The organism is Haemophilus parahaemolyticus (assembly GCF_018373095.1).
In the GTDB taxonomy this organism is placed as follows: Bacteria; Pseudomonadota; Gammaproteobacteria; order Enterobacterales; family Pasteurellaceae; genus Haemophilus_A; species Haemophilus_A parahaemolyticus_A.
In genome coordinates this window covers 61,636-79,279 of sequence record NZ_JAHAHT010000002.1, presented here as the reverse complement: position 1 = coordinate 79,279, position 17,644 = coordinate 61,636, and the positions used below count along the sequence as shown (strand labels likewise).

The 17,644-nt window shown below is 39.2% G+C and carries 18 protein-coding genes, 1 other RNA gene and 1 pseudogene; 7 read left to right on the top strand and 13 right to left on the bottom strand.

Going from position 1 to position 17,644, the window contains the following annotated elements:
• Positions 1-77, top strand: a pseudogene (locus KH943_RS00780) (IS1595 family transposase); the annotation flags it as partial.
• A gap of 2,376 nt (positions 78-2,453) precedes the next feature.
• On the opposite strand, the gene KH943_RS00775 reads toward KH943_RS00780, so the two are convergent.
• The gene (locus KH943_RS00775; protein ID WP_304106359.1) at positions 2,454-3,350 is read right to left on the bottom strand and encodes a cation transporter; all 897 of its coding nucleotides are present in this window, start codon (positions 3,348-3,350) and stop codon (positions 2,454-2,456) included.
• Positions 3,351-3,519: 169 nt separating this feature from the next.
• Positions 3,520-3,942 carry a hypothetical protein gene (locus tag KH943_RS00770; RefSeq protein ID WP_005564327.1) on the bottom strand — a complete coding sequence of 141 codons (423 nt, stop codon included), beginning with the start codon at positions 3,940-3,942 and terminating at the stop codon, positions 3,520-3,522.
• Between the two features lie 394 nt (positions 3,943-4,336).
• On the opposite strand from KH943_RS00770, the gene KH943_RS00765 reads away from it, so the two are divergent.
• The 5 genes from KH943_RS00765 to KH943_RS00745 all read left to right on the top strand — a co-directional run bounded on the left by KH943_RS00765 (position 4,337) and on the right by KH943_RS00745 (position 8,139).
• Entirely contained in the window at positions 4,337-4,600 is a 264-nt protein-coding gene (locus tag KH943_RS00765; protein ID WP_005564328.1) for a hypothetical protein, read from the top strand.
• Between the two features lie 48 nt (positions 4,601-4,648).
• The gene (locus KH943_RS00760) at positions 4,649-4,816 is read left to right on the top strand and encodes a hypothetical protein (RefSeq protein WP_005564329.1); all 168 of its coding nucleotides are present in this window, start codon (positions 4,649-4,651) and stop codon (positions 4,814-4,816) included.
• Positions 4,813-5,781: a YadA C-terminal domain-containing protein gene (locus KH943_RS00755; protein ID WP_304106358.1), complete on the top strand. Its 969-nt coding sequence runs from the start codon at positions 4,813-4,815 to the stop codon at positions 5,779-5,781. Before KH943_RS00760 ends, KH943_RS00755 begins: the two co-directional genes overlap by 4 nt.
• A gap of 918 nt (positions 5,782-6,699) precedes the next feature.
• Complete coding sequence (locus KH943_RS00750; RefSeq protein WP_304106362.1) at positions 6,700-6,873, top strand: helix-turn-helix transcriptional regulator; 174 nt, start codon at positions 6,700-6,702, stop codon at positions 6,871-6,873.
• 9 nt (positions 6,874-6,882) lie between these two features.
• A complete protein-coding gene (locus tag KH943_RS00745; RefSeq protein WP_304106357.1) occupies positions 6,883-8,139 on the top strand; it encodes a hypothetical protein in 1,257 nt (418 codons plus the stop codon).
• Between the two features lie 294 nt (positions 8,140-8,433).
• Here the strand turns inward: KH943_RS00745 and KH943_RS00740 are convergent, their stop codons facing one another.
• Both KH943_RS00740 and ssrA read right to left on the bottom strand, forming a co-directional pair.
• Positions 8,434-9,687 (bottom strand): integrase arm-type DNA-binding domain-containing protein, encoded by a 1,254-nt coding sequence (locus KH943_RS00740; RefSeq protein WP_230622609.1) that lies wholly within the window; start codon positions 9,685-9,687, stop codon positions 8,434-8,436.
• Positions 9,688-9,924: 237 nt separating this feature from the next.
• Positions 9,925-10,291, bottom strand: a transfer-messenger RNA (tmRNA) gene (ssrA, locus tag KH943_RS00735).
• A 79-nt stretch (positions 10,292-10,370) separates the two neighbouring features.
• Here ssrA and rpoH point away from each other — a divergent pair.
• Positions 10,371-11,342 carry an RNA polymerase sigma factor RpoH gene (rpoH, locus tag KH943_RS00730; RefSeq protein WP_304106355.1) on the top strand — a complete coding sequence of 324 codons (972 nt, stop codon included), beginning with the start codon at positions 10,371-10,373 and terminating at the stop codon, positions 11,340-11,342.
• A 163-nt stretch (positions 11,343-11,505) separates the two neighbouring features.
• Here the strand turns inward: rpoH and crp are convergent, their stop codons facing one another.
• The 9 genes from crp to KH943_RS00685 all read right to left on the bottom strand — a co-directional run bounded on the left by crp (position 11,506) and on the right by KH943_RS00685 (position 17,643).
• Positions 11,506-12,198 (bottom strand): cAMP-activated global transcriptional regulator CRP, encoded by a 693-nt coding sequence (gene crp, locus KH943_RS00725; RefSeq protein ID WP_304106353.1) that lies wholly within the window; start codon positions 12,196-12,198, stop codon positions 11,506-11,508.
• A gap of 138 nt (positions 12,199-12,336) precedes the next feature.
• Complete coding sequence (locus tag KH943_RS00720) at positions 12,337-12,555, bottom strand: YheU family protein (protein ID WP_304106351.1); 219 nt, start codon at positions 12,553-12,555, stop codon at positions 12,337-12,339.
• Positions 12,556-12,564: 9 nt separating this feature from the next.
• On the bottom strand, positions 12,565-13,173 hold the full coding sequence (slmA, locus tag KH943_RS00715) for a nucleoid occlusion factor SlmA (protein ID WP_304106349.1): 609 nt from the start codon (positions 13,171-13,173) through the stop codon (positions 12,565-12,567).
• A gap of 43 nt (positions 13,174-13,216) precedes the next feature.
• Positions 13,217-13,672: a dUTP diphosphatase gene (dut, locus tag KH943_RS00710; RefSeq protein WP_304106348.1), complete on the bottom strand. Its 456-nt coding sequence runs from the start codon at positions 13,670-13,672 to the stop codon at positions 13,217-13,219.
• Entirely contained in the window at positions 13,669-14,883 is a 1,215-nt protein-coding gene (coaBC, locus tag KH943_RS00705; protein WP_304106345.1) for a bifunctional phosphopantothenoylcysteine decarboxylase/phosphopantothenate--cysteine ligase CoaBC, read from the bottom strand. Before coaBC ends, dut begins: the two co-directional genes overlap by 4 nt.
• 166 nt (positions 14,884-15,049) lie before the next feature.
• Entirely contained in the window at positions 15,050-16,285 is a 1,236-nt protein-coding gene (gene nlpD / locus KH943_RS00700) for a murein hydrolase activator NlpD (RefSeq protein ID WP_304106343.1), read from the bottom strand.
• An 11-nt stretch (positions 16,286-16,296) separates the two neighbouring features.
• A complete protein-coding gene (locus KH943_RS00695) occupies positions 16,297-16,482 on the bottom strand; it encodes a hypothetical protein (RefSeq protein WP_304106341.1) in 186 nt (61 codons plus the stop codon).
• A gap of 12 nt (positions 16,483-16,494) precedes the next feature.
• On the bottom strand, positions 16,495-17,043 hold the full coding sequence (locus KH943_RS00690) for a LysM peptidoglycan-binding domain-containing protein (RefSeq protein ID WP_304106340.1): 549 nt from the start codon (positions 17,041-17,043) through the stop codon (positions 16,495-16,497).
• Between the two features lie 15 nt (positions 17,044-17,058).
• Entirely contained in the window at positions 17,059-17,643 is a 585-nt protein-coding gene (locus tag KH943_RS00685; protein ID WP_304106339.1) for a YqaA family protein, read from the bottom strand.
• Position 17,644 lies beyond the last annotated feature (1 nt).

The following is a 17,644-nucleotide window of genomic DNA, read 5'->3' as shown; positions in this document are numbered from 1 at the left end:
AAGAATGCGAATTTCGGTTTAACTTCGGCACACCGTCTCAACAGCTTAAAATTCTGCGGGATTGGTGTGGAATTTAGGGCTAATCTACGTCAGCCCCTTGCTGCACCGACTTTAGTTGAAGATGGCTTGATTGCGCCAAGTTCTAAGCAGGCAATTAACGGTGGGCAATTTGCTCAGTTGGAACAAACGCTTTATACCAGCGTGGTTCAGTCTGTAAATACGAAAAAAGTCGCGGAGCAAGCAGTCACCCTAGCCACCGAAGCCAAACAAACAGCTCAAACCGCCAATTCAAATGTGAATAGTGCGATTGCTCGTGTGAGTGAAGTAGAAAAACAAGTAGTTAAAAATACGGCAGATATTACCAAACTCAATGGTAGTGTATCAGGTTTATCTGACCGCATTACTACCGCAACAAATACGGCAAATGAAGCTAAAAACGGTATCTCCGACTTAAACACCCAAATTGAAAGAGTAAATCAAAATGTTACCGCTTTAACAGGGCGAGTCACGCAAGCTGAACAAACCGCAAACCAAGCACTAGAATTAGCTAAATTAAATACAGGTTCAAGTGCTGAAGTTAGTCAAAATGCTATCAATGCAGCAAGCGAAGCGAAAGCGTTGGCACAATCAGCTAACTCAAATGCCACTCGTGCTTTAAATACAGCAACCAGTGCATTAAGTACGATCAATGATATTCAGGCAGATGTTGCCTTAGCGAAAAGTGATGCAAATGCCGCAAAAAGTAATGCAGAAAATGCGTTTAATGCGGCAACAGCATCACAAGATACAGCAAATTTAGCCGTGCGAAATTCAAACAATGCTGAAAGTCTTGCAAATAATGCAAAAATAACAGCAGAGGGAGCGGTTCGCACAGCAACTACCGCTAATCAAACCGCAGAGCGTGCGCAAACCACGGCAACCCGTGCAGCAGCAACAGCAAATCTTGCAAGTATTTCAGCAGGTAATGCAGAGCAGTTAGCGCAAGAAGCAAAAGATACTGCGACTCAAGCTAAATCAGGTTTAGTGGTAACAAACGCAGAACTTGCAAAAGTTGCTTCAACTCAAACCGATTTAAAAGCAAAAAGTGAAGCAAACGAAAAAGCGGTTAGTGGCTTAACTGGTCGTGTCGCAAATGTAGAAACAGGCGTGCAAACAGCCCAAACCCAAGCAAGTAATGCGTTGAACCACTCAACAGAAGCCAAAGCGACCTCAGAGCAGGCAAATAATAACGCTACTCAAGCAAAAACCGAGGCGCAAACCGCATTAAGCACAGCGAACATCGCAAATGCCAATGTAAATAGTGCATTAACCCAAGCGCAAAGTGCGGTTAAAACAGCGCAAGAAAATACAGCACTTGCCAATCAAGCGATTGCCAAAGCAGAAAGTGCAGAGCGTACCAGTACGCAATTAAGAGAAATCGCTAATGAGGCAAAAGTAAATGCCGAAAGCGCAGTTGAAAGTGTAAAATTGGCAAATACACAATCTACTCAAGCGTTAACTAAATCAGGTGAAGCCGTAGATAAAGCTAATAATGCTGAAACTATTGCAAATCAAGCTCATTTAGCAAGTCAGCAAGCGGTAGAAAAAAGCGATCAATCTGTAACAACCGCAAACATTGCTTTAAGAAAAGCTAATAATGCGGATAAAAATACGGCTGAAGCAAATGTTAGTGCAACAAAAGCGATTGAGAGTGCAACACAAGCATTAACTCAAGCAACAGAGGCTAATAAATTAGCTGTTATCGCAGATGGTAATGTGAAACAAGCACAGGCTCAATCTGTTAGCGCAAACAATCTTGCAACAACAGCAAAAACAAATGCAGATAAAGCACTTCTGGATTCTTCAAAAGCAATTTCAGATGCAAATCAAGCTAATGTGACTGCTAATACAGCAAATGATAAAAGCATTCTTTTTTGGGTCAGCGGTTAATGTGGACGGTTTAACGGTTTTTCCCCTGCGGGTCGTATTGAAAAGCTGTTGGATAACTCTTCTAGTTACCCACGAGCTTTTCAACACTAAAAACCTACCGCCCACAATAACCACTTCCCTAATAATAAATTTTGTTATTTTTATATTGGTTCAAAGGCTCGCAAGCTCGCCTAATAAAATGAAGTCGCCTTCGGCTCCGCTGATTTTTTAATATCACTCTCGGGGCTTTTGGCGTACTATTGTCTAATAGTTAAAGCAAGGACACATAGCCCCGTATCTGTGATACTAAGTCTATGCCCTTGCAAGAGGGATAAATCCCCCTTGACCCCCTGCGGTTTCACCGCTAATTTGAAGAACGGACACCTAATGAAAAAGCGAACCAAACGCCTAGAAATAGCATTGTCAGAAGATGAATACAATGCCTTGCTTGAAACGGTAATATCTCAACGCAAAAAACAAAGCAGGGGTATAAGCAGATAAAACAGGGCATACGGCGAGAGCTTTTTGCCAATAATGAGCATTATTTAACCCTTCAACGCCAAAATGCGTCTGGCACCGTTAAGTACAATCCCCCCCGCGATGGTACCGATAATCAGATCTGGATAATTGGAACCGGTCCACGCGACCAGGGCGCCGGCGGTGATGCCCCCCAGGTTGATCACCACGTCGTTGGCCGAGAATATCCAGCTTGCCTTCATGTGCGCCCCGCCTTCCCGATGTTTGGATATGAGCAGCAGACAACTGATATTGGCAATCAATGCGACGAATGCGATAGCCATCATCACCAGAGATTCAGGCTCACTACCGAATACAAAGCGTCTCACCACCTCTACGAGCACGCCCACAGCCAAGATCAGTTGCAGTACACCAGCAAGATGCGCGGCACGTACCTGCATTTTCACGCTATGTCCAACCGCATAAAGGGCAAGCCCGTACACCGCCGCATCGGAAAAATTGTCCAGGGATTCTCCAATCAGGCCGGTGGACTGGGCGATCAGACCGGCAGTCATTTCCACCACGAACAGAAGTGCATTGATGCCGAGCAACCAGCGCAGGGTCCCGGATTCTTGCTTAGCAGAAGCTGCCGAAAATTCGGCGGCCTTGATGGTCTCTGGATTTGCAGCGACGGTTTCCTGAAGCGAGGCGCCTAGCCCCAAGGTCTTCAGTTTCGAGGTGACGGGCTCGACCTCGCCGTCATGCACGACCTTTAGCCGGCGGTTCGACAAGTCGAAGGACAGCGCCCGAATCTCCTCAAAGCCGTTCAGGGCTAGGCGAATCATTCGTTCTTCTGATGGACAGTCCATCTTCGGCACTGCATAAACACTGACCCATCTCCCTGGCGCCTCGGAGGAGGCTTGTATATCGGTATCCGCTGCGGACGTTGCATCACCGCCACAGGCGCCACCACAGGATTTGCTCATAATATGACTCCACTTGAACAATGTTGTGGTACCATTTTAAACTATAAAGCTACTATAAAGTCAATAGAGTAAAGAATCCGTTGGGGAGGAGGCTGATGCGCATTGGTCAGTTGGCACAGTTGAATGAAGTCGCCTACGGCTCCGATTTTTTATATACCACTTCGGGGCTTTATGGTTTCTTTTGCTTAAAATCCATATTAATAAATAATCTTTTTAATTCTTTCTTTTCTTCATCTGATAGCCTAATCCCTTGAGCAATGCGAATAGCAAAATCATTAGGAATCTGATTAAATTCTGCAATAGTAGTAAGGAATCTTTCGGCTAATACGCCATTCCTAACGATTGTATGAGCGATATATGAAAGTTGCTCCTCTAATCTATTGCCAGATGAATTAGATCCTGATTCTATATTCTCTAGTTTTTTCTTTTCTATACGTGCGCCTAGTTTTAATAATTCTAATGCAACACTACTTCTTGTTGCATTTGCCTCACCATCATTAACTTTATTGAGAACAATACGATCTATAACCTCTAATACAGAAAAAGGAACGCGAACTGTTATACGATTATTTTGAGAATTTAAATTTTCCATATCAAAACCTGTTTGTTTTTTAACCTAAAACAAGCACTATATAGCACCATATAGCACTACATAGTGCTATGTATGCACTATACAGCATTTTTGATAAGAAAATCTTTATTTTTCAATGAGCACTGTATATCATCTAAAAAGATGCTATTCAGCACACAAAATTCACGCCTATTTTCTGGTCGAAAACACACAAACTCTTGATTTATAAAGGAAAAAAGGCAAATTTTAAATTTGCATTAGGTGTGTAATTACTTCATTTTTGGGTCTGTTTTTAGGTTAAATTTCTGTTGTTTTTTTAAGGGATTTTTATGCGTTTTTATTCTCCCGAATTAAAGGCGATCACTATGCGGAATGAAAAAAATACTCATAAAAATTAAATAGGAGAGAGGGAAAAATGAATGAGGTTTTAGCCATTATTTTTTATAACTTGGCGATTATTTTTGTTTTACTTTTAGGGTTGGGGTTATTCATAAAATACCAACACAAAAAACGTGCAGATGCCCTTTTAGAAAACATGAAAAAAGCCCATTCAGCATTTTCGGTTGATCGTAAATCACAAGCGATCTTTGAAAAACGCGTAAAAGAATGGGAAAGAAAACACCCGGTTCACGCCATAAAACAACGGATTAAAAAACGCATTGAATGGCTGCTGCCATAGCAACGTGCTTTTCTGATAAACTACACGCATCTAAACACAGGAGGTTCTATGCAAATAGCCTTACCCAATACACCGACTTTTGAGAAAAAAGAGTCTTTCTACTCTGAAGATGAGCTGTATTTGCTACATCAGTTAGAAAACGACTTAGTGAAAAGTAAATCTCATGATGATGTAATGGAAAACTTGAGACAGGTACTAAAACTCGATGAAGTTTGATTATTCGATTAGATGGTACTACTTGGCAGAAGAAAAACTGCTTACTCAGGCTAAAATCGGATAATGCTGTTCGTACTGCTAATAACTCTGCTCAAAAAGTAGATTTAATGGACGTAAAAGTACAAAAACACGATACAGAAATTAATGCAATGCAAACCGCATTAATTGATACGGTAGGTAAAGTTGAAAAAGCTGAATTAGTTGGCAATCAAGCTCGTTCAATGGGTGAAAATGCGATTAAAAAAGCAGAACAGGCTTCTGAGAAAGTGGTTGAACTTGAAAAAACAGTTGTGCAGTACAATGCAGAAAAAACTTCTGTATCACTTAACAATGCAACCTTGAATGATTTAGCGGACGGTGAAGTTAGCGAAACTTCTAATCAAGCGGTTACTGGTAAACAACTTTACGCTACTGAGAAAAAGGTTGAAAAAGTGGTACAAGAACAATTAGTGCCTGTACAAAAACAAGTTAAACAAACAAAAGAAGAAGTTACAACAAATAAAGCAAGTATTGCTACCAACAGCTCTAACATTGCGAAAAATTCACAACGAATGGAAAAAGTTGTTGAAGTAGTAAACAGCCAAACTGCTCGCATTAATGAAAACACTCGCATTGTTGAAGCTCAAGCAAGACAGGTAACTCAAAATACACAAGCAATTACTGAAAATCGTCAGGCGATCCAAAGTAATAGCAAACGTATTGATGAACTTGAAAACCGCTCTCGCCAAGATCGCCGACAAGCTCGTGCAGGTATGGCAGGGGCGATGGCGATGACCCAAATCACGCCAGTACAGGGTAAAACCTTTACGGTTGGCGCAGGTGTCGGTTCTTATCGAGGTGAAACAGCGGTTGCAGTCGGTGTGAAATATGCACCCAAACCGAATTTTGTCATCAGTCTTTCAGGTTCTGCCGACTCTCGCGGAGGTGTTGGGGCTGCAACTGGAGTAAGTTTTGGGATTGATTAGCCCGAAATTATCCTAATTTTTTCAATAAAAAGCATCTTTTGGCATTGCTGGAAGATGCTTTTTTCTTGTTAAGCTCTCTCGATTTTGCCTTCGTCAGGTAGTCATTTGGGGCAAAAAGCTCAGAAAAAGTTGCTGCATTGAACAAAAATTAAGCAATCAAACTTTTCTTGTACTAATTGATTTTTTAATGCTAATGTGATTTTCATAGTGTTTTATTTTATTTATAGCGTATGCTTAAATTAGATAATTTTAATATTTATTAAATTTTTTTCTTTTTATTTTGTGATTGATGATTTTCAAAAAATATTTAATAAACTCATATTTAATTTGGATTAAATAATTTTTGTATTAAAAGATTTAAGGTCTTTTGATTATTTTAGGTTTTAAAAGGTAATTAAATCCTTTAAGGTTTTAAAAAAGGGCTTTAAGGTTTTAAAAAAGGACTTTAAGGTTTTAAAAAAGACTTTAAGTTTAAAAAAACAGCATAAAACAGTGTGACAAGATTGTTTTCTTTATTTTAAAAATGATTTTTTATCCAATAAAGAGAGCGCTTAGAGCATGTTGAATTTCCTTGAATGATATTGTAAGCCTTGTAATTTTTTCTTTCCTCTTCTCTTAAAGTGTATTTTTATTTTGGGCATAAATACTATTTATAACAACTATTAAGCTTGTAAATATAAAGTAAAAAAATAAATATTTTTCCTTGGCTTGAATATTTCTTTCTTGTTAGTAATTTGTATTTTTTTTATTATTGTTAATTTAATCTTTTATTTATTTTCACTTAAATAACACTTTTCTTATGCTTTCTTTTATGTTGATCGTTTCATTTTTGTGGTGTAGCCTATTTTCATTGTTTATTAAATTTTTAAGAGGAATAAAATGAACGATAAAATTAAACTCCTTAGACCAAAATAGGTTATTCAAAAGCTCAGTATTTCTAAAAGTACATTCTATGACTGGCAGAATAAAAAATCGAAAAGATATAGAAATGACTTTCCTAAGCCGCTCTCTATTGGTGCAAATTCTGTAGGTTATTTAGAAAGTGAAATTAATACTTTTATTTTAAATATGGTACATCGTAGATCTAAATAAGGAGATACTATGTCAAAACTAGTTGAATTAATGATTAATACACTACCAATGCTTGATACTCAATCTCAAGCATTAGCAAGACTTTTCTTAGAAAAGCAAGGTAAATGCGGCACTTATTTAGGTTCGGGAAAAACAATGGGGAGAGTATTTTCGGCTACATCTAAATGTGTGTTCTTAACTTGTACACCTTGTTACAATGAAAAATTATTGAAATTACAAAAAGAAGTGATAGCTAGTTTCAAATTGATTATCAAGAACCCTCGTATTCTTGATTTATTATCAGGTTTCATTCCCAGCAAAGATAATTCCTTGATTCAGTGGGTTGCGCGAAATAAAGCCAAATTATCTTATAAGCTAGATGATTTTAAAGCTGTTTTCTGCACGCTTTCTCCTGAAAATGTGATTGCTGCATCCACTTATCAATCTTTTGAAGAGATTAAAGAAAATATAAATCTTCTTTATGCTTCATTGGTTCATCATCTTGGATTGTTTTTATTACTAGATTGTAGATGTGCTGAACAAGATAACAGAATTAACACTCATGGGCATGCTATCATTTTGTTTGATAAAAACTTTAATTATTCAAATATTGGAAAGGATATTAGATTCAATACTAATGAAGCAATAAGAGTGCAACTGTCAAAAATTGGCTATCAAGAACAATCTAATACCCAATGGATTAATACTTACTATGATCTCTTGAGAATTATTGCTTACATTACTAAACCAAGAGAGAAAGAGTTTGAAGAAACCATAGATCCCTTTTCTTGGTTAAACGTTGGTTTATCCGTTCACTATGATCATACTCAAGATAATAAGCCACGCCGTTATCGGAATTATATCTTTAAAGATGCCTTGAAGGAGAGCAGAGCTGAAAATAACAAACACATTACGAACGAGAAGTTACATAATGAACTTGCGACACCAATGGATGAGAAAAAAGATGATCATATTCAGATAGGCAATTACAAGCGATCTCATTATTTGAATAAATTGAAAAAAGAAGTGGAATATTCCTATAAAAGAACAAGTAAGATTATTATTCCTGATGAAAAAATGAGTATTCTTGAAGCGGTTTATTTGTATGAAAAATCACCACATCAATTTTGTGATTGTGCGGAAAAGCTAGATAGAAGAAGGCTGGAAGCATTATCCGAAAAATTGAATATATCTACATCTAAAATTAAATCATTAATTATTACGCGGAAAAAATTCCGCTGGATAAAAGGAAAAAGAGGTAAATTTCAAAAAGTGTGGGTAAATTGAACTATATAAAATCTTGGGCCTGAGTGCAGTCAATTTTAGTAAAATTTGATTTTCTATAGGTAAACATCGCAAAAGAGAGAAGGCAATTATCAATCTTATAATTGCTTTCTCTCGTTAAATTACATAATGAATTTGAGTATTCACCACTCAATTTCTTACCACAAAATGAGCCAAAATTCGCAATTTAATCGTTGTTGAAATATGGCGAAAAAATCTTGCAAGTAACGTGAACAGGATTTACGAAAATCGGTTGCTAATTCGTAGAGAAATTGTGGTTTTTTAGTATTCAGCAGATTACGCATTAACAACTTTTAAATGATACTGCGGAATAGTTTCATGTGAGCATTGATCGATAAAATCTGCCCACGCTTGTAGTATAGTAAAACGCTGTTTAAGGTAATCACTTCGGTTGTATGCGGTATGAATGCGATCTTGATTGATATGAGATAACGCCACTTCAATCATATCTTTGTTATGACCTTGTTCATTCAGGTAAGTACTGGCAATGCTCCTTAATCCGTGAGCAACGAGTTTTCCGTGATAGCCCATACGTTTAATCGCAGCATTAGCGGTTTGCGTGTTGGTATGCGATTTTGGATTTCTTTCACTTGGAAAAAGATATTCTTTACCACCACTCAATTTTTTAATTTCCTTTAGAAGTGCCATTGCTTGGCGAGAAAGGGTAATTTTATGTTCTCGACCACGCTCATCTTGCTTAATCCCTTTTTGAATATAGATTGTCCAAATCTTAGATTTCTCATCAATATCTTCATAACGAGCCATAGCCGCCTCGTTAGGGCGTGTCATGGTCAGTAGTTGCCATAAAATAAGATAACGTGTTTGTAGCTTAATTTGAGCACGGTTTAAGGTCATCAGAAATTCAGGCAGATCTTCTGGACGGATCGTTTTAAAGTGTTCAACTGTAGGATTATCAAATTCTTTCGAAAGATTGGCTGTGGGATTATGCGAAATAATGTTGCGGTGCAAAGCAAAATCCATAATCTCATTCAACTTTTGAATAGAACGTCTAAGCGTTTCTAACGTGCCTTTATCTTGAAGTGTCTTAAATGCTTTCAAGGCTAAAGGTGCAGTAACTTGAGTAATCGGTAATTTATCAAAATGCGGTAATAAAATACGTTCAATCAGGCTTTTGACATCTTTTGCATAGCCCTCAGAGAAATTCTTGCGAGTTTTGCGATGTTCAAACCATTGCCAAGCGACGGCTTCAAATGTGTTGTTTAGCTCGTCTTGTTTTGCTTGTAGTTGATTAGCTCGATATTCGGCAGGATCAATATTTTGGGCTAGTAATGAGCGATATTCATCTCTTATTTTACGAGCTTGAGCAAGCGACAATTCAGGATAAATACCTAAACTGATATTTTTACGTTTTTTAGTGGAAGGATGGTAATAGTTAAAAATCCATAATTTAGAGCCATTAGTTTTAACTCTTAAGAATAGCCCACTCCCATCTGCAAGGTTGTATTCCTTTTCGGCAGGCTTTGCTCTGTCTATTTCGGTGTTCGTTAAAGATTTTGTTGTTCTTGGCATAGCTGAATCACCTGTCATTTAAGAAATATAAAAAGCGGTAAAAGCCTTGTAGCATAAGACTCTTAATGCTTGTAGTAACATCGACCTAAGTTATTTTATCATAGTGTTACTATCGATGTTACTAAAATCGTTGGATTAGGTCGGAATAGATAGGATTAAATAGGACAATAAAAAAGCCTTGGAGTGTTATGCGCCAAGGCTTTATCGGACTTTATAAAACTTGTTTGGAATTGGACTTGGTGGAGCTGGGGGGATTTGAACCCCCGTCCGAAATTACTCTACCTTCAGTACTACACGTTTAGTCTCGTCTTTAATTTCGCTTATCCCCAGCGGACAGACACGCAAAGAATAAACTAGTTTGATTTAATTTAGTGCTTCGATCCTCAAACGGTGGCTTCAACACGATCTCGTTTTGGATGACTTATCGTTATCCTCGTCTTACGAGCGGAAGCTGAGGCGATAAGGCTTTAAGGCAGGTTATTAAGCTGCTAAAGCAAATTGTTCGTCGTTTGCGACTATTTTTTTGCGGTTTGTTTACGAGGCCTACCGCACCTCGACGTGCACCTTGGGCTTCGCTAATCCCGTCGAATCCAGAATCAGCCCCAAAAAGTTTTGCGATTTTAGCAGAAAGCGGTATGATCTGTAAACTTTTTTGCAAAACAACGCAAATCATAAGGAAGAAGATGAAGAAATTTGATGATATTGATGATGCAGAAGTGATTGAACCCGAATCAGTTGAGCCAGAAGGAATTGATGAGGCAGAATTGGCTGCTGAAAGCGAAGAGAAAGCTGAAGCAATGCACCCAGCCTTACTTTCGGGGGGAATACCAGTCACAACGGGCAATTTAGATAGCTACATCCGTATGGCGAATCAATATCCGATTTTATCTGCAGAGCAAGAAAAAGAATTAGCTGAGCGTTATTACTATGATGAAGATGTTGAGGCGGCAAAACAGCTAATTTTATCGCATATGCGTTTTGTAATTCATATCGCTCGCAGCTATCTGGGTTATGGATTGCCATTGGCCGATTTAATCCAAGAAGGCAATATTGGCTTGATGAAAGCAGTAAAACGTTTCGATCCAAATGTGGGTGTACGCTTGGTCTCTTTTGCCGTGCATTGGGTAAAAGCAGAAATTCATGAATATGTGTTGAAAAACTGGCGTATTGTAAAAGTAGCGACTACGAAGGCTCAACGTAAACTCTTTTTCAATTTGCGTAAAAATAAAAATCGCTTGGCGTGGTTTAATGAAGAAGAGATCAAAAAGGTAGCAGCAGATCTAGGCGTGTCTGAAGATGAAGTTCGTGAAATGGAATCTCGAATGACTGGGCAAGATCTTGGTTTTGATCTTCCTGTTGGCGAAGATGATGATGAGGCTTACACTCCTTCAATGTATTTAGAAGATAACAGCTCAAATTTCGCTGATGATTTGGAAGATGCTGAGTACACTGGTGAAGCGACGGCTAAATTGGTGTATGCACTATCCACTTTAGATGAGCGTAGTCAGGATATTATCAAAACCCGTTGGTTGGATGAGAATAAGCTTACATTGCATGATTTGGCGGAAAAATATGGTATTTCAGCTGAGCGTGTACGTCAGTTAGAAAATGCAGCTTTGAAAAAAATTAAGGATGCGATTAGCTTGGAAGTATAGCAACTTGTCTACTATGTTATATTTACAAAAATCCCCTCTTTAGCAAAGAGGGGGAGATTTACTCGCTATACTCACACTTCATACTGTTGCTAAAGTAACTTTCAAAATTAACCGCTTGTGGCAGAAGTAAAAGCAGAGAAATTATTTTGAGAGATAGCATATTTTATCCCATTATTTTTTGCAGCTGCTTGTGAAATACCACAATCGTTTTACCGTGGGCAGAAATCATCTCATCGTCTTCCAGCATTTTCAGAGTACGCCCAACAGTTTCGCGTGAACAGCCGACCATTTGTCCAATCTCTTGGCGGGTAATTTTAATTTGCATGCCTTCTGGGTGAGTCATCGCATCAGGTTGGCGAGCTAGGTTCATCAAGGTTTGTGCAATTCTTCCCGCTACATCTAAGAACGCCAGATTACTCACTTGGCTTGATGTTTGACGTAAACGTCGTGCCATTTGAGCTGAAAGATACATCAAAATTTCAGGGTTGATGTGCACAATCTGTTTGAAACGTTTGTATGAAATTTCAGCGATTTCGCAAGTTTCTTTGGTTTTTACCCAAGCGGTGCGAGTTTGCTGTTTTTCTTCAAATAGGCTGATTTCGCCCAAAAATTCGCCTTGCCCGAGGTTGGTTAAAAGCATCTCTTTATGCTCGTCATCTTTAACAAAAACAGACACCGAGCCACTCACGATGTAATAAAGTGATTCCGCTTTTTCGCCTGCGTGGATAAGCGTGTATTTCGCAGGGTAGCGATGTACGTGGCATTGCGTTAAGAACCATTCCACCACAGGATCGTGGATAGATGGTGCAGGAGTTAAATCCTCAATCGGCGGTGTACTCAGTGTCATATCTTGCATAAAAAGTCCTTTTAGAATGGTAAATTATGTTGTGAGAGCGAGCTTCCTTGCCCATTTTAAAACCTTTTTTAGAGGGCTTTCCCCAGTTAAAACTAACTCTTTATGAGGGTAAGATCGCTATTGTAACATAAGCGATATTTAGCCTAAAAACGATTTTTTGTCTTTAATATCAAGGCTTTCGTGTAATTCTGACCACACAATCACCACTTTATCTGCTTTTAGTTGTGCTAACAGGCGTTCGCGTTTTTCATCCAATGAAAGTTCACGAAAACCGTAATCTGTGCCTTCGCGTAAAATAAAGGAGTCGAGTACGTTATAAAGCGTCTCTTCTTCCAGTTCTTGCCAAGGAATAATCATTGTCTTTCCTTATTCAAAAAGTGGTTTGAGCATCACCCATTGCTTTTCAAAAGGTTGATATTGAGAGGAGTTAAAATTTGAGCGAACAAGGCGTAAAAATTGTCCTTCGCAAAAATTTACTAAGTAAGCGGCTAATGCACGCTCATTATCAAAGGCTTTGCCATTATTGAGTTTGCTCATTTGCAAAATATTGGTAAATTGCATCTCTAGGCTATAGAAAAATTTAGCGATGCGAGCTTTTAATGCATCATCTTCAAACATCAAAGCATGTCCTGTGAGAATACGAGTAACGCCTGGGTTTTTGCGTGCAAACTCAATCACAGAATAGATGATTGATTTAATAATCGCCTCTGTGCTATTTTCACGGCGTTTACTTGCTACGACATAGCTGTTCAATGTTTGTTCGATTTTCTCAATCAAGGCTTCAAACATTTTCGCTTTGCTTGGGAAATAGCGATACAACGCCCCTTCTGACACACCAACCGCTTTCGCTAATCGTTCAGTGGTTACACGTTGCATACCGCCTTCAGAATTAAGCTCGCTAATTAGCGTTTCCAATACCTGTTGTTGGCGTTCTTCTTTAGTTTTTTTCGGCATTTTGACTTGTGGCGTTGACATAAATTTTCCCTAATAAAACGTTTGATAAGAGCGTGCGATGATATTATTGTTTACCAGAATGCCCGAAACCGCCTTCGCCGCGTTCGGTTTGTTCAAAATTTTTGACGATGTTGAAACTCGCTTGCACTACAGGCATAAATACCAACTGTGCAATGCGGTCGCCCACTTCAATAGTGAATGGTTTATCGCTTCTGTTCCAAAGTGAAACCATTAACGGACCTTGGTAGTCGCTATCAATCAAGCCTACCAAATTCCCTAATACAATGCCGTTTTTATGTCCTAAGCCTGAGCGAGGTAAAATGACAGCAGCTAAACTTGGATCTGCAATATAAATTGAGATCCCTGTTGGAATTAGTACGGTTTGCTTAGCTTCAACCGTCATTGGTGCTTCAATTAACGCACGTAAATCTAAGCCTGCCGAGCCTTCAGTTGCATAGGCTGGCAGTGGAAATTCAGAACCGATACGGCTATCTAAAATTTTTAAATCAATTTGTTTCATTCTTTGTCCTTTTTCTTATTATACAACTGGATAATTTCTTCAACCAACGCTTTGGCTAATTTGCCTTTCTCTGCAAGCGGTAAGATTTTCTCTCCATTTTGCCAAAAAAGCTGCAGGGCGTTTTGTTCTTGCCCGAACACTTTCCCGCCAGAAACATCGTTAGCACAAATCAGATCTAAGTTTTTGCGTTGCAATTTACTTTTGGCATATTCCGCCACGTTTTGCGTTTCAGCAGCAAAGCCTACTACGAACGGGCGATTTTCTGTCAAATTTGCCACTGTTGCGATAATATCGGGGTTTTTTACGAGTTTTAGCGTCAATTCATTGCTATCTGCGGTTTTCTTGATTTTATGCGTTGCCACTTCCGCTACACGATAATCCGCCACTGCTGCGCAACCGATAAAAATCGCAGATTGTTCGGCAAATTTGACCGCTTGTTCCGCCATTTCTTGGGCAGAAAGTACATCAATGCGAGCCACATTTTTCGGGGTTGCTAAATTTACAGGACCTGCAATCAGAGTTACTTTCGCCCCGCGTTTCGCCAAAGCATCGGCAATCGCAAAGCCCATTTTGCCCGAGCTGTGATTGCTGATGTAACGCACAGGATCGATTGCCTCTTGGGTTGGACCTGCGGTAATGGTGATGCTGAAATCGGCTAAATCTTGTGTCTGTGTAAAATGGTCGCAAACAATTTGAAAAATCTCGTTTGGTTCAGACATTCTCCCTTTTCCAATATCACCGCAAGCCTGAAAGCCGCTGTTCGGACCAATCATTTGTACGCCACGTTCTGCCAACACTGCTAAATTTTCTTGCACTGCCGTTTGTTTGAACATCTGTTGGTTCATTGCAGGGGCGAGCCAAATCGGAGAAGCTGTCGCAAGGCAAAGAGTTGAAAGTAAGTCATTGCCCATTCCTATACGAAGGCGAGCAATAAAATCTGCCGAAGCAGGAGCAATCACGATCAGATCCGCCCATTTCGCCAACTCAATATGCCCCATCGCAAGTTCCGCTTGCGGGTCTAACAACGAGGTAGAAACTGCATTACCTGAAATCGCTTGTAGAGTTAAAGGTGTCACAAAGGCTTCTGCTGCAGGGGTTAACACCACACGCACGTCTGCATTCGCATTTTTGAAATGACGAATCAATTCAATGCTTTTATAAGCAGCAATGCCGCCTGTGATACCAACCAGAATTTTTTTATTTTTCAGCATAAAAATGAAATAAGACGTGAAAATAAGTACAGTATTTTACAAAAAAAAGCAGATACTCACAACTAAAAAGTTTTGATGATGAATTAGGTAAAATTTATATAGAAATGACCATAAAACAGATGGAATTTATGGTCATTTGAGGTATATAAAGGATACTTATAAGAGATTATTGATTTGGCAAATAATGAGTTGGATCAATTGATTTGCCTTTATAGCGAATTTCAAAATGAAGTTTGTTTGAACTAGTACCTGTACTACCCATTGTTGCAATTTTTTGACCAGCTTTCACATTATCTTGTTCACTTACCAAAATACGGTCATTATGAGCATAAGCACTTAAAAAATCATCGTTATGTTTGATGATAATTAAGTTACCGTAGCCTTCAAGGGCATTGCCAGCATAAACAACTTTACCTGCTGCGGCAGCTCGAATATCTTGTCCTTTTTGACCTGCAATATCAATCCCTTTATTACCACCATCAGAGTTTGAGAACCCTTGAATGATGCGTCCATTAGTCGGTAATTGCCATTTAATTGCCGAATCTAGAGCTACGGTACTATTTGCTTTTGTTGGGACAGCACTTGTTTGCACTTGTATCTGTTGCTCTGTTGCTTTGATCTGTGCAGGACTTGCTGCCGTTGCAACGATAGCAGTATTTTTTGCAGCTTTTTCAATAGATGATTGAATTTTTTGATTTGTTGGGGGGACCGCTCCTACGCTGGCTTTGACAGGACCTGTAATTTCTCCCTCTGATGAATACATAGTGCCATTTGGTCCTTGTTGATAAGTCACTTTAGGTTGAGATGGCACAGATACAGTTTCTTCTACTGTAATAGTCTCTATGCCCGATTTACCTGTTTTGAGTTTTTGCCCAACAGTCAATTGATATGGCTCTCTCATATTGTTGAGTGCCGCGATCTCTTTAACATCTTTACCGACTACATAAGCAATTAAAAACATGGTGTCGCCTTTGCGAACAGTATAAGTAGAGCCATCATAAAAGCCTTTTTTGATCTGGCTGTAAATAGGGGCGTTGTTCGCATCGCGTGGAACTTCAAAGTTTTGATCGACTTTTTTCTCAACCGTTTTGTTTTTTTTCACTACTTTAGTTGTGGTTTGTGATTGAGTAGGTCGTTGAATAACAGGGTTTTGCACCGCTGTTGATTGATAACTTGATGTCGAAACCGCCGGACTATTCATTGTGCTTGGCATATTCACAGGTTGAATATCTGCCGCTTGCCAGCCCATATTATTACTTGCTCTTGTACCCACCACAGGTTGCATTACTCCTGGTGAGAGTTCGCTATTACCTGAAGCATTTACTACAGGTGCTGGCGAATTAGACGAACAAGCGGTCAAAATACTTGCGGTAAGTGGCAAAATCAGAAAACCTTTTTTCATTATCAATCCTTCTATTTCATTGAGTCAGGCATTGGTGCATTTTGAAAATCACCCCAACTAAAACTACCATTTGTTGCGCCTGAACTATCCACAGGTTGCATTAAGCCAGGGGATAATTCATTTGGATCTTGTACCTTTTCCGTACTACAAGCGGTTAAAAATGCACAAGAAAGTGCAAATAACATTACTTTTTTCATTGTAATTACCTATTAACGTAAACGAAGAGTTTGTCCAACTTTAAGTTTAGTTGTTGTACTAATACCATTTAGAGCCGCAACCTCTTCTGCAGATTTACCTGCCAAGAATGAGATGAAAAATAATGTATCTTGTGCTCCTACGGTAAAACTACTCTTGGTATAGCATCCTTTGCTCATTTGAGCATAAATTGGAGAGCCTGCACTATCACGTACGATCTGGCAGTTACCGATACTATCTTGGGTACTATTATTGTTATAATTTGCAGTATTCGTTGCATTCTGATTTGGGCGTGAAGCTACAACAGACGGAGCAACAGTTGCGGTTACTCGCGCAGGCGTATAGGAGGGTTGATAAGTGGGTTGATTCATCTTACTTGGCATAGAAACAGGTTGGTTCATTCCGCTTGGCATCGCAGCTGGCTGAATATCCGCAGGTTGCCAAGTACCTCCATTTGGAAGAGTGTCGGATGAACTTTCAGTTACTTCTGCTGAGTTGTTTGAAGTACAAGCTGTTAATGCAAATGCCGCCACAAGCGGTAATAAAAGGAATGATTTTTTCATATTAGGATCCTGTTTTTATTTAGTAAATTGATAAATAGTATAAGCGATTACTGCCAACGTAATTGTACCCCAGCCAATTAATTCGATCGAACGGCGGATTTTATCCGCATATTTTTCGCCACCCCATGCTGAAAGTTTTGCCACCAAAATAAAACGGGCAAAACGCGAAATGGCTGCAGTAATCACAAACGGGAAGAATGCCATTTGCATTACACCTGCACAAATGGTAAAGACTTTATATGGAATGGGCGAGAAACCTGCAAGGAAAACCACTGCCACACCCCAAACTTCAAACCACACTTTTGCTTGGTCAAAGCTGGCTTGCATTCCCCAGTTTGCGATTAATGATTGCACCCATTCGAATGCATAAAGTCCGATAAAGTAGCCAATTATGCCACCGAGTATTGAGGAAATGGTCGTATAAAGTGCATATTTAAACGCATTGTGCGGTTTTGCCATCGACATTGGAATCAACATTACATCGGGCGGAATCGGGAAGAAAATCGCTTCAATAAAGCTCACAAAACTGAGCCAATACGCTGCGTACGTGTGCTTCGACCAGACCATCGTTTTGTCGTAGATTGTACCAAATAATTGCATA